This window comes from Strawberry lethal yellows phytoplasma (CPA) str. NZSb11, from assembly GCF_000397185.1.
Taxonomy (GTDB): Bacteria; Bacillota_I; Bacilli_A; order Acholeplasmatales; family Acholeplasmataceae; genus Phytoplasma; species Phytoplasma australiense.
The window spans coordinates 660336-673388 of record NC_021236.1 but is presented as its reverse complement, the minus strand read 5'-3'; the positions used below and the strand labels follow the sequence as shown (position 1 = coordinate 673388).

Annotated in this window: 18 protein-coding genes; all 18 read left to right on the top strand. The window is 28.6% G+C overall.

Going from position 1 to position 13053, the window contains the following annotated elements:
• The 18 genes from SLY_RS03280 (at position 1) to SLY_RS03195 (ending at position 12254) form a co-directional block, all read left to right on the top strand.
• A complete protein-coding gene (locus SLY_RS03280; RefSeq protein ID WP_015637684.1) occupies positions 1 to 228 on the top strand; it encodes a DUF2963 domain-containing protein in 228 nt (75 codons plus the stop codon).
• 75 nt (positions 229 to 303) lie between these two features.
• On the top strand, positions 304 to 1587 hold the full coding sequence (gene dnaB, locus SLY_RS03275) for a replicative DNA helicase (protein WP_015637683.1): 1284 nt from the start codon (positions 304 to 306) through the stop codon (positions 1585 to 1587).
• 22 nt (positions 1588 to 1609) lie between these two features.
• On the top strand, positions 1610 to 2242 hold the full coding sequence (locus tag SLY_RS03270; protein ID WP_041784267.1) for a hypothetical protein: 633 nt from the start codon (positions 1610 to 1612) through the stop codon (positions 2240 to 2242).
• Positions 2232 to 2879: a dTMP kinase gene (tmk, locus tag SLY_RS03265; protein ID WP_015637681.1), complete on the top strand. Its 648-nt coding sequence runs from the start codon at positions 2232 to 2234 to the stop codon at positions 2877 to 2879. Before SLY_RS03270 ends, tmk begins: the two co-directional genes overlap by 11 nt.
• A 19-nt stretch (positions 2880 to 2898) precedes the next feature.
• Positions 2899 to 3372: a Panacea domain-containing protein gene (locus SLY_RS03260; protein WP_015637680.1), complete on the top strand. Its 474-nt coding sequence runs from the start codon at positions 2899 to 2901 to the stop codon at positions 3370 to 3372.
• 5 nt (positions 3373 to 3377) lie between these two features.
• Positions 3378 to 3926, top strand: a complete 549-nt coding sequence (locus SLY_RS03255) for a DUF2963 domain-containing protein (protein ID WP_015638155.1) — start codon at positions 3378 to 3380, stop codon at positions 3924 to 3926.
• 70 nt (positions 3927 to 3996) lie between these two features.
• Positions 3997 to 4287, top strand: a complete 291-nt coding sequence (locus SLY_RS03250) for an HU family DNA-binding protein (protein WP_015637626.1) — start codon at positions 3997 to 3999, stop codon at positions 4285 to 4287.
• Positions 4288 to 4331: 44 nt separating this feature from the next.
• On the top strand, positions 4332 to 5009 hold the full coding sequence (locus SLY_RS03245; RefSeq protein ID WP_015637678.1) for an N-6 DNA methylase: 678 nt from the start codon (positions 4332 to 4334) through the stop codon (positions 5007 to 5009).
• Positions 4963 to 5148 (top strand): hypothetical protein, encoded by a 186-nt coding sequence (locus SLY_RS03240; RefSeq protein WP_015637627.1) that lies wholly within the window; start codon positions 4963 to 4965, stop codon positions 5146 to 5148. Before SLY_RS03245 ends, SLY_RS03240 begins: the two co-directional genes overlap by 47 nt.
• A complete protein-coding gene (locus tag SLY_RS03235; protein WP_015637677.1) occupies positions 5141 to 5329 on the top strand; it encodes a hypothetical protein in 189 nt (62 codons plus the stop codon). Before SLY_RS03240 ends, SLY_RS03235 begins: the two co-directional genes overlap by 8 nt.
• A 25-nt stretch (positions 5330 to 5354) precedes the next feature.
• Complete coding sequence (locus SLY_RS03230; protein WP_015637676.1) at positions 5355 to 5795, top strand: hypothetical protein; 441 nt, start codon at positions 5355 to 5357, stop codon at positions 5793 to 5795.
• The gene (locus SLY_RS03225) at positions 5788 to 6021 is read left to right on the top strand and encodes a hypothetical protein (RefSeq protein WP_015637675.1); all 234 of its coding nucleotides are present in this window, start codon (positions 5788 to 5790) and stop codon (positions 6019 to 6021) included. The genes SLY_RS03230 and SLY_RS03225 overlap by 8 nt, the downstream gene beginning before the upstream one ends.
• A gap of 18 nt (positions 6022 to 6039) precedes the next feature.
• The gene (locus SLY_RS03220) at positions 6040 to 6360 is read left to right on the top strand and encodes a hypothetical protein (protein ID WP_015637631.1); all 321 of its coding nucleotides are present in this window, start codon (positions 6040 to 6042) and stop codon (positions 6358 to 6360) included.
• Between the two features lie 2 nt (positions 6361 to 6362).
• On the top strand, positions 6363 to 6989 hold the full coding sequence (locus tag SLY_RS03215) for a hypothetical protein (protein WP_015637674.1): 627 nt from the start codon (positions 6363 to 6365) through the stop codon (positions 6987 to 6989).
• Positions 6990 to 7089: 100 nt separating this feature from the next.
• Positions 7090 to 8187 carry an AAA family ATPase gene (locus SLY_RS03210; RefSeq protein WP_015637673.1) on the top strand — a complete coding sequence of 366 codons (1098 nt, stop codon included), beginning with the start codon at positions 7090 to 7092 and terminating at the stop codon, positions 8185 to 8187.
• Positions 8188 to 8189: 2 nt separating this feature from the next.
• A complete protein-coding gene (locus SLY_RS03205; protein WP_015637672.1) occupies positions 8190 to 9803 on the top strand; it encodes a coiled-coil domain-containing protein in 1614 nt (537 codons plus the stop codon).
• Between the two features lie 99 nt (positions 9804 to 9902).
• Complete coding sequence (locus SLY_RS03200) at positions 9903 to 10700, top strand: hypothetical protein (RefSeq protein ID WP_015638154.1); 798 nt, start codon at positions 9903 to 9905, stop codon at positions 10698 to 10700.
• A 330-nt stretch (positions 10701 to 11030) separates the two neighbouring features.
• Positions 11031 to 12254, top strand: a complete 1224-nt coding sequence (locus tag SLY_RS03195; RefSeq protein ID WP_015637671.1) for a hypothetical protein — start codon at positions 11031 to 11033, stop codon at positions 12252 to 12254.
• Positions 12255 to 13053: the final 799 nt, after the last annotated feature.

Here is a 13053-nt window from a genome sequence, read left to right as displayed (position 1 = left end):
ATGAATTGTAAAAAAAACACAACTACTTACTACAATATTGATGGTAAAACAATTTACGCCATTCACGAACATGATCCCGATACATTGAATTTTATTAAAACAACCTGGTTCCATAAAGATGGCAAAACAATTGACTTTATTACCGATTATGACCCCATAACAGAGGAACCAATCAAAGAAACCCATTACAACTCCGACGGAACAATTAAAGAAGAAAAAACTTTTTAATTAATATATAAACTAAACCCCTTTTTTTGAAGGGGTATTTTTTATACCCAAATCACAAAAAAAGGAGTTTGAAAGATGATTGAAGCCGAACGTGCATTATTGGGAGCACTATTGTTAAATCAAGAAAAAATGGATGCTGTTATAAATTTAGTTAACACAAACAATTTTTCCAACCCCAAGCATCGTTGTATCTTTGAGACAATGAAGCAATTAAAACTGCAAAATCGCGAAATTGATTATGTTACGGTGGGTTCCGTTTTAGATAACAATTTATACAAAATAGGAGGAATTGATTATTTAATTGAATTAGTGGAGGGGTCCCCTGCAAGTGAATATTTAGAAACATATATTGATTTAATCAAAGAAAATTCCCTTAAAAGAGATTTGTTAGGATTAATTAAGCAATTACCTACTGAATTATCTAAATCAAAAAATATCCATAATTATTTGCAAACAGTCAAAAACCAAGTAGAAGGTTTTATGCAAAAAACCAAATCTCCTTTTATTTCTACAAAAACATTAATTCCTGATATTCGCCAAAGTATAGTTAATGATGAAAAAGACAACCAATTTGTAGGAATAAAAACAGGCTTTAAAAATCTAGATGAATTAATTTCTGGTTTCAAACCTAACCAATTAATTATCTTAGGAGCAAGAACTGGGATGGGAAAAACTGCTTTTATGTTAAATTTGGCTTGTAATATTGCAAAAAACTTTACTACCAACCCTGAAAACCAAAAAGCAGTTATTTTTAGTTTAGAAATGGCAGCGGAAGAATTAGCAATTAGGTTGCTTTCTTCTGCTTCTCAAATCCCTTTAAAACAACTCCAACACAAAAACTTAACTAAAAATGAAAAATTACAGTTACTTATTGCTGAGGATGAAATAACGCAATTAAACATTTTAATTGATGATGATAGAAATAACAAAATTGAAGACATTGAAACCAAATGCCGTCAAATGAAATATACTAAAGGACTTGATATTGTTTTTATTGATTACCTCCATTTATTAAAAGACCCCCAAAGTTTTAATACATATCAAGCAATATCTGAGATTTCACGCAAATTAAAAAAACTAGCAAGTGAACTTAATATTCCAATTGTAGCTTTGAGTCAATTTAACCGTTCAACCTATGTAAGAGAAGTCAAAAGCCCACAATTAACAGATTTAAGAGATGCGGGATCAATTGAACAAGACGCTGATGTTGTGATGTTATTACACCGCGAAAGTTATTATCAAACACCTGATAACAACCCACATACGAATTTAATTATTGCCAAAAACCGTAGCGGTCCCAAAGGCGAATGTAGTTTTAATTTTTATCAACAAATCCAAAGATTTGAAGCAAAAGAATAAGAATAAAAAAGGAAATAAAAATATGAAACAAATATCTAATTTAGATTTTAATAATATTAACGTTTTTAATCATAAATCTTTGTGCGTTAACATCACCAAACAAATAGTTCAACCAATTTTTTTCAACAAAGTTTTTAATCAATATATGTTTGATTGCCATAATATACTCAATGAATATTTAACCAACAACCAATACAACTCTCAAAGCCAAAAATCAATTCGCGGAAAAATTAACGAATACTTAATTTTGCTTTATCTAAATCACAAAGGAATTAAATATTTATATCCTCAATCATATTTATTTTTCATCCCCGATATTAAATTTGATTTAGTATTGTTTACCAAAACTAAACGCATTATTGCTTTCAATTTCAAAACTTGCCTTCGTGAACGTTACAAACAATCAATAGTAGAAGGAGAACAAATTAAAAAACTAGACACTCGTTTTGGCTTCTATTTATTAACAAATGATGAATCCGAAACTCAAAGATTAAATAATAAAATTAAAAATGGTAAGGTACAATCAATTAACAAAGTAATCAATTTATTTTCTAATTCAGCTAATCTATTCTTACAAAACTTACTAACCAACCAATTCATTCCTTTTTCACCTATTAATTTAATTAAAAAGATGGTTCGCTCTAATGACAAATAAATTAATTAGTTTTGAAGGTGTTGACGGAAGCGGCAAAACTACTTTAATTAACGAATTAAAAGATTCTTTTGAAAATAAAGGCTATCAAATTAAATTTTTTCAAGGTTTAGGCAGTTCCATCGTTGGAAAAGAAATCAGAAATTTATTTTTACATCAATCCAAAATAAGCCCTAAAACTAAATATTTACTTAGCCTTGCCAACATGTTACAAACCCAAGATGAATTAATAATCCCTGCTTTATTGGGTGGTTATCTTGTTATAGTTGACCGTTGGTATGATTCTACTTTTGCTTATCAAAGCAAAGGTAATTACATAGATTATGATGACAAAATTACTTCAAAAATCATCAATCATTTCTTAATTAAACCTAAATTAACTTTTTACCTAGATATTGACCCTAAAATTGGGCTAAAACGAAAACAAACTCAATCAAATCATAAATTAGACCTCATTGAACAAAAACCCTTAAATTATTTTGAAAATGTCCGCAAACATTATTTAAACCAACATAAATACTGTAATGATGCAAATTGCAACCACAAAAATTGTAATCATTTTATGATTAACGCAACCAACTCGCAAAAAGAAAATTTAGCCCAAATAATGAAAATTTTAATCAACAAACAAATATTTTAATTAAAGGAGAAAAATAATTATGAAAAAAGAATCTATTAATGTCTTTGATGTTGCTCTTTATATTGTTAAAAATAATCCTCATTCAACTACTAAAATGAAACTAAATAAAATGATTTATTATGCTCATGCAAAACATCTAGTAAAAACAAAAAAACCTCTTGTAAAAGAACAAATCCAAGCTTGGATTCATGGTCCTGTCTTTCCTGAATTATGCAAGCAATTAAAAGATTTTACTTATCAACCAATAAATCCCGAAGTTTTAGCAATGGGAGATATAACTAAAATAAATGCAACTCAAAAACAAATCCTTGATTTTATGATTTTGTTATACGGCGATGCATCACCTAATGATTTATCTTCTCAAACTCACATGGAACACCCATGGATAAAAAGTTATTACAAAGATTATGATTCTGGTTGGTCTAAAAAGATTATTAAAAACAAAGACATTTTAGAATATTTCTCTGAAAACAATAAACATATAGGAGCATAAATAATATGAATTATCAAAAAACTTTTTATCACAAAGGAATTAAAACAGCTATAAAATTTGTTGCTGAATATAGCCCAGATGGTAAATTAACCAAAAAAACCCAATACTATTCCGATGGCAAAACAATATATGTCATCCAAGAATACGACCCTCAAACACATAAAAGAATTAAAGAAACTCATTATTACGGCGACGGCAAAACAAAGAGGTTTGTTATTGAATATTACTCTGATGGCAAATTAAATAAATCAACTTGGTTACGTGAAGATGGCAAAACCATTAATTGTATTATTTGTTGGAATCCTGAAACTGCAGAAATAATCAAAACAATTAATTATCATCTTGATGGCACAATTGGAGAAGAAATAATAGATGATAAAAACCACACCATAAATTGCTATCAAGATGACTTCAAAACGTTAATTTATACTAATGAATATAACCCCCAAACAGGTAAATTAACCAAACAAACCCAATACAACCCAGATGGAACTGTTTTTAATGAAATCTATTACAACCCCAATGGGAGCATAAAAGCAACAAAAAAATATTAATCATACATAAAAAACCCCAAATAATTAAAACTTTAATCAAAAAAAATATAAACAAAAAAGGAGAAATCAAATGACAAAAAAAGAATTAATCAAAAACATCGCAGTAATGAATAACACTTCAGTTACTCAAACGCAAGATTTTTACAACTCGTTTGAAAATGCTTTAATTGAAGCAATCACATCAAACGAAGAGGTAGTTTTATCCCCCCAACTTGGTAAATTCATTTTAAAAAGCCAAAAAGCCCGTTTAGGACGAAATCCTCAAACAGGTAAAAAACTAAAAATCCCTGCAAAAACTGTGGTAAATTTCAAACTATCAAAAACCCTCAAAGATGGAGTTAAAAACCTTAAATTAAAATAAAAAAAGAAAAGGAAAAATAAAAAAAGAAAAGGAAAAATAAAAAAATGTATCGAGTTGATAGAAATAATTTTTTCAAAAATGAAAAAAAAGCTACTATTTATACTCCCAGTTGGGTATCGCAATTTTTATATAATATTTTATCACCTCAAATCCAACGCGGTTTAATCCTTGACCCCTGCGTTGGCGAAGGATCTTTATTATTTCCTTGGAAAGAAAAAGGTTTTGATGTTTTGGGGGTTGATATAGAAAAAACAACCTTCCCTAATTTAATTCATAAAAATTTTTTAGAATTAAGTCAAAAAGAATTAAAGAAACAAAAAATATCTTTGGTAATAACAAACCCACCTTTTAATTTAGATTTTAAAACTAAAAGTTATGTTAAGGAAAAATATGGTGGTCGTCCTTTGTTGCCTGAGTTGTGGTTAAGTAAAATAATTGAACTTTTTGGTAAAGATATCCCAATTGTTTTATTTACTCCTTATGGATTCAGACTTAATCAATCACTAAATAGCAAGCGATTACAGAAATTTTTAAATCAAGAATATCCCGAAATCTCTTCTATTATTAGTCTTCCCAAAGACGTTTTTGAAAACGTTGTTTTTCATTCAGAAATTTTAATTTTTAACGTTAACCATTTAAAACCGCATTATTTCTGTGGAATAGCCACAAACCAAAATGACTACTTATTTATTAACTCGTCAAATTGGTTTATCCCAAAATAAAGTTCTCGATGAAGTTAATGATACAAGAAACCAAACCCAAGAACGATTCAATAAAACACATAAAAAACTGGATGAATCAATAGAAAAACTTGATGAATTAGATAAAAAGATTAATAAAAATAATAAGGAGAATGAATAATATGAGCGACGGCATGTCAGAAGCATTTAATGGGACTTATTTCAAATCCCGCAATTCCCAATCCAAGAAAAAAACTAATAAATATAATCAACCAAAAGGGAAATGGCTTAATTTAGACCGCCCCAATAAAACTTTTAAAAACAAAAAGAAATCGTTTAAAAAAACGAAGAAAAGTTATTAAAGATTATTAAGAAAGGTAAAAAAATATGTGGTTATTTTCAATATTTGCAACAATTAGCAATTTTATTCTAAATTATACCAAAGGATTTACAACTACTGAAATTCTTGAACGAAGAATGGATGGAATCCAAACAACACTTTTCACTATTCTTATTGTTTTTGGGTTCAAACCAATTTTTAAATTAATTGCAAACACTTTAAATTTCTTCAAAGATTTAATTTTGGGTATTTTTTTCCCCAACAAAAAACTACAAAAATTAGAAATCCAAAATGCCAAACAAGAATATTTAGAAAAACAATTATTAAAAAAACTAGATAAAATCAATGAAAACCAAGAAAAACTCCAATCCCAAATTATGGTTCAAAGAGTTAAAGTTTCTCATTGGCAAGAGAAAAAAGCAAGAAAAAAACAATTAAAATCGCAAAATATCAACCCAATTATTAAAAAGGAGGAAGAAAATGAATGATCTAAATTTCGCCATCGGATTTATTGTTGGCGCCCTATTCACAACTGCTTTAATGTTTATCATTAAAAAAATCTTTTTTAATTTTCTTCCATTACCAGAAATCAATAATAAATCTGAAACACAAAAAGAATTTAAAACCCCTAAATCATCTTCAATTCTTCCCAAACCAAATAATGAATCAAAAGAAAAGGATGATTTAGAAAATTACAAAAAAATAAATAATTAATACAAAGGAGAAAAAACAATGATTAAAAAAGTAATAAAAAAGAAAAAAACAAATAAAAAATCAACCGAATTAAAAAATAAAAAAGTACTAAATTCAAAACAAACACTACCAAACAAAACAACGGTAGTAAAAGTACCAACCACCCCAAAAAAACAACCAACTCAAACAACTTCCAATAACAACAAAGGCAATTTATTTAAAACATTTATAAATTTAACAATCATTTTTAATTTTATTATACTTGTCAATGTTATTTATTACCAAAACCAAATCCCTTGGTTAACCACAGGTATAAATAATTTAATTGCTATCATTAAATCAACCTTAGGAGGTAAATAATCATGAAAAAAAACCAAAAACCAAATAACAAAACTAAAAACAAAATAATTACTGTTCTTACAATTTTAATTTGTTCTTTTTTTGCCATTAGTTCTATTGTGGCTATTAATAATTATTTCTCACGTCAAAAACAAGAAAAAATTAAATTAATGAGCGAAAACGATGCCCCTTTATTTGAAGTAAATAGAATAAGCGGTAACAATGAAGATAAAACCCTTATCCCTTTACCACTACCTAATTTAAATCCAAACAAATATCATCATGTAGTTACCATTAATCACCAAGTTCTTCTAAACTCAAATGGATTGGACGTTAGTGTTCCTTTATACCTTAAAATAACACCAAAATATGACACTCATAACACTTTTTCTAATCCTGAAACACTCTTTAATTTAGAAGTTAAAAATAATAACACAACTTATGATAACACCAAACGTCAACAAATGGTTATCAATAATGACGGCAGAGGCAATATCAATATTCAAATTAAATTAGAACAAAACAACTTTATTCAAACAAAAAACCCAAACCTAACTTTAATTCTTAACTATGAATTAGTCGATAAAGATGGAAATGCGTTGAGCGGTGGTAGTTCAACTATTGAAAACAAAATCAAAAATTTAGCTTAATTAAAAGAAATAAGACTAAGTTAAAAAACTTAGTCTTATTTGAGAAAGGAAATTAATTATGAAAACCAAAACCCCAACACAACCACTTCTCTTAAAAGTAATGACGATTGTCATTTTATTTTTTTTATTTTGGTTAGCAACTTATGTCTGGATTCATCACCAAACTTTAATCATCACTGAGGAAAAAATAAACCAACACGAAGGGTTACTTAAACAACAAGAAGAAATACCCAAAGATGAAACACAAACTTTATTAGATAATAACAATCTTTCTACTAACACAATTATCCAAAAAGAAGGAGTTGTTTTTAAACCTTCTGACCCCCAAAAATTTATAGGTTTTGACAAATTAATTGGGTTTAAAGAAGAATTAAAAGCAGTTCAAGGATTTATTAATTATTTAAAAAATCCTGAAAACTACCAAGGTATCGGACAAGTTGAACCACCCCTAGGAATTTTAATGTATGGAGTTCCTGGTACAGGTAAAACAACATTAGCACGAGCGCTTGCCAAAGAAACTAATTTACCATTCTTTGAAGTAAATAGTTCCTTATTTTCCCAAAAGTATAAAGGATTAGCACCGCAAATGGTAAAAGATTTATTCACTGATGCAAGAATTGTTGCCGAAGAATGTAATGGGGCGATCATTTTTTTAGATGAATGTGAAACTATTTTTACTGATTTAAGCATGTTAGAAGCAGGTTCAGAAATAGCTAACGTTGTTAACCAATTCAAAACCGAAATGACTTCCATAGATAATAACCCTGATAAACCAATTTTCATCATCGGGGCAACAAATCAATATCATTTAATTGATGAAGCAATTAAATCCCGTTTTACGTACAACATTGAAGTAAAACCAGGAAATAAAACCGAACGTCAACAAATGTTAGAATTCTTAATGAAGAAAAGAAAAAACCCTTATAGTGAAGAAGCAAAACAGTATTTATTTGAAGTAATTAACGAAGCTTTGGAAAGATTACCACAAAATCAACAATTCTTAAAAGCCAATCGTACTTTAGAAAACCTGTTAAAAACCACTGTTAGTATTTTTGCTAAAAACCGTGGTAAAGGTGAAAACAAAAGAAGTGAAATTAACAAAGAAGATTTAAAACAGGCTTATCAATTGATTATTTCACCAGATACCAGTTTATTAGATCAAATTGAAAACAATTTAACCCCGAAAGGAGGTGAATAAATATGATATCACCATTAGACGTTCTGAAAGGTTTTATTAACTTAAAATCTTATTTAACATGGTTTTTGCTTGCTACTACTGTTTTTGGTCTTTTTTGTTTCATCAAAAACAAATTTTCTCACAATCAAAAAACCACAACCCTAAAAAGTTATTTAATTCCTTTTTTAATTATTCTTACCCTATTCAGTTTTCTTTACTTATCTTTCTTTCATAAAACTGAACCATCAAGTAAATACACAGGCCAATTAATCGAAAAAATTGATAAAGCAATTAAAAAATACGATGAAACAATTAATAATTATCATGGTTTAAAAAAAGATTGGGAAAAGGAATTACAAAATTGTGAAGCAGAATTAAAAGAACTTTACGAACAAAAAGAATTAACCCAAAAAGATAAATATAAAATCAAAGAGTCTCTGAATAACAATGAAACAAAAATTAAAGAAATTAAAGAAAATTTAAACAAAAATGACAAAAATATTACTATTTTAAAAGGCAAACTAATCCAATTAGAACAACAAAAAGAAGCCAAAGAAAAAGAAATTAAACAAAAACAAGAAGAAAAAAATTTAGCTTCTCCTGATGATAAAATTAGATTACAAGCAGAAATTGAAAAACTCCAAAGTGAAAAACAAAAAATAATTGAAGAAATCAGCGAAGTTGAGGTTCAAATTGGTAAATTAGAAGTATCCCAAAAATACTACCAAGATATGTTATCTGGTGCTGAAAAATTTAAAAAAATGTTAGAAGAACAATATAAAGATTTAACTGAAGGAGAAAAAAGTTTATATAATCAAATCCAATCTGTACAAGAACGTCATGCCGAAATCCAAAAAGAAATTGATGAAGTCAATAAAAAACTTGAAGAAATCAAACTCGAAAAAGAATTATATCAATCCCTAAAAGTAAAATATCAAGAAATGTATAACCGCATGATAACTTATGAAAAAGAAAATGAAGCATCAGCGGGAAATATTGTCAAATGGATCTTCAAAGGTTTTGATAAAGTTACTGACTTAATCCCTGCTAAATATGGTCTGAAAATTATAGGCAAATCAGTTACTTTTACACGTAAGTTCGCTCAAGGCATGTCAAAAGCTACTTTAGTTCTTCACGAAGGTCACCGTTTATGGCACATGTATAATGAAGTAGCTAATGAAAATAAAGAACATCCACCAATGATTACCAAAGAAGCTTTAGAGATGTATACTAAAGATATCGACCGTGATTTAGCCAAACTCGACGCTGACTACAAAGATTACGAAAAAAAATTAGGTGATTATAAACTTCGTCAAAATAAAAATAATTTAAATGAAGAATTAGCCCAATCTAGAAAAACAGTTACCAAAATTGCAAGAGAAGAACAATCAGTTATTAATGAATACAAAACTATTATCAAAGAATTACAAGAAAAACAAAAAGAAGTTTCAAAAATTACCCCCTTATTTAACAAACAAAATGAATTAGAATACGTTTTAAGTAACAAAGAAGTAGAATTAAACACTGCAAAAGAAGAACTAAAACAAAAAAATCCGAGTTACGCTCGCGCTCAACAACGCCTAAAAGCTAGACGAGTTGGCAAAATCCCTGAAATGGTTATGATTCCAAATAAATAATTATTTTAGCTAATTATTTTATTAATAAAATTGTATAATGGTGATAAGTGATATGATTAATTATCACCAATCGCCATTATTAGGAAAGGTAAATAAATTATGAAGCAACCCAACTTTTTTCAAAAACATTTAGTAACTATTATTATCATTTTACTTTTCGGAATAGCAATTATCATAGGCATTAAACAAGGATTTAATGATTATCAAAACGAAAAAAATTCTTTATCTCCTTTAGGACAAACTCCAGAAAAAGATTCCTTAGAACCCGAAACCACTCCAACTCCTTCCAGATCTAAACGTTCTACAGAACCCCCCCAACCAAAAATCAAAACAACATCTGCTCGGTTAGAAAAAATTAAAACTTATCTTTTCACCGAACCTACTGACACTTATAAATTACCATCGGATTTATCAGAGAGAGAACAAGAAGAAATCAATAAATTAAAAAATAGTTGGAAATTGCGTTTTTTAGGTTATTTAAAACAAGAAAAAACATCTATAGATGAAGAACAAAAAGTCTGTGATGAACACCAATCTCAATTAAATTCTATTCAACCTCAAATAGAAGCTTTAAAACCAAAACAACAAAAACTAGAACAACAACAAGACGCAAAAGAACAAGAACTTGATAGATTAAAAAAAGATAGAAAAGGTAACGAAAATAAAATCAAAAAAATTCAAGAAGAAAAACAAAAAATAATTGAAGAAATCAGCGAAGTTGAGGTTCAAATTGGTAAATTAGAAGTATCCCAAAAATACTACCAAGATATGTTATCTGGTGCTGAAAAATTTAAAAAAATGTTAGAAGAACAATATAAAGATGCTGAATTACAAGATAAAAATGAAATCTTAAAATCCCTCAACTCCCTCTATGAAATCACACCAACTGAGTTATAAAAAATATCCCCCAAAATCAAACATGCCTCTTTAACGCATTATTTTGCCCCTCTGGCTGTGATTTAATTACAATTAGGGTTATTACCCTAGGGATTGATTTATACCCCTTTAAATCCAATTTAGCCTCTAAGTGAACTCTCAAAAAACCTTGTAAATACCTACTTTTAATTTTTACAATTTTGGCATAAACTAAAACTGATCATTTTTCAATCTAATTTATAACCACCCCTCTAATTGAGGGGTATTTTTTATACCCAAATCACAAAAAAGGAGGTTATTAAATAATGTTTAAAGTAATTAAAATCCCCTTTATCTAAAAAATTAATAATTATGTTATTAATTATTATCTTCAATTTTGTCCCTTTCATCAATGCTAATTCTTCTTTTTTTCATAGTCAAAACAAAACTAAAATTAAATTAGCAGATTACGAAACCCTCCAACAAGAATGGTTAGCGACCCAACCCAAAATGAAAAGATATGACATTCCTGTTTTATCCAAAGAAAGTATCCCTGAAATCCTAAAATATTTCAACATTAAAACTTCTAATTATGGTTTGGATAACCCTACCTACAATCCTTATACCAAAAATTTCTTCTGCTATGAACTCAAAAATCCTCCTGCAGGATTAATCTGTGCTTTTTTCAAAGCCAGGCAAAACCCTTTTAAGGAGAAATATCCTCAAGATGACGATGAATACACCTTAGATGACCTTTTAAAATACGAAATCGCTATTGAGGAAGCTTTTGTCTTTTGGGATGCTAACAAACAACCGACTCAAACAAATGTCAATATAACTTTCGTCAAGCTAGATATCTTTGCAAGCGACAATAAAGAAAAAGCGATAAACGAATACTTAATCAAAAACAAAATCATCAAAGAACCCAAACCAACTAAATTAGGTTGTTACAACGCTACTCCAACTACTGGTCTAGTTGTTCCTTTACCTTCAATAAATTACACAACCCATGAAAAAGATAATGAAATCAAAAATTGGCTTTTACAAGCACAAAAAAAATATAATCATAAAACTAGTATGAAAAAAATAGATTTTCTTACTTTTTGGTCTGATAAACCTTTCACATATATATTTACTCCAAAGATTGATTTTTTGAAAATTGAAGAATTCAGCCTAATGCGAGTTTATAGAGATACTCGAGAATTAATTAAAGAATGTACCATACGAGGAGAAAGCATACAAAAGGCCCCAGGAAAATATTATTGTACACCTTCTATTGATATGAATAAAATAGGATATGATATTGGTGGAGTAGAATTAGTTTTTAGTGAACCAGTTTCTGAACTAGAACCACCTCAACAACAACAAATAGAGGCTATTTACTTTGATGATGGAATCCGTTTTTTCCCAGAAAGTTCCCAAACTTACAATATTGAAGATTTAAAGAAACTCTCTAATGGTGCCAAAAAAATCTATCTTTTTTCTTTCACTACTAAAAAAGAATCAAAGAAATTAAATTACCCGATGCTATTGATCCTTACCAAGCTATTCGTGACTGGAAACGAGAAAACAACCTTTACACTTTTCCTCCTCTAGTTCAAGAAGATGACTATGAAGAACAAAGCGAAAATCGTGATGCTTATATAGAAATTACTTCTCCTGCTTATAAAAAAATTTCTATTCTTTTCCCGATTAAAATAGTCAAACATACTTTTGAAACTACTGATTGTTGTTATTTTGTAGTTTGTAAAAATGATACACTCCAAATTAAACTCGCCAAACAATATCGTGATGCTTATGTAAATTGGTTAAACCAATGTTACATTAAACCTGGCATTTCTTATTCAGCTGGAGAAATAAGAGATAAATTTGGTCGTTCATCAAGAGACATTTATAATGAAGAAGGGGGAAAATGTAGATATCGTTATGTTATAAATACTTTCATAGATGAATGGTACGTCAATGGGAGTGAATGTTCTGGCTCAAACAATACTTTTTCTAATTTTTATGACACCACCCCGCCACCCAAAAAACCTCCAGAATTGAAGTAAATGATAAAGATTCGTGATATTCAAAATCCGAAATAAAAAACTACTACCTTTACTTCAACCCAAAACAAAGATATATCAGACTTTTGGAAAACAATAGATTTAACACTCAACCAACAGAAGAATCATCAAAACCAAGATTAAGAGGATAAAATTATAATTATAATTTCTTCTACTGACACTTTTTATAACCCCCCAAAATCAAACATGCCTCTTTAACGCATTATTTTGCCCTTCTCGCTGTGATTAAATTACAAATAGGGTTATTACCCTATTTGTAATTTATACCCCCCTTAAATCCAATTTAGCCTCTAAATGACCTTCAAAAAACCTTGTAAATACCTACT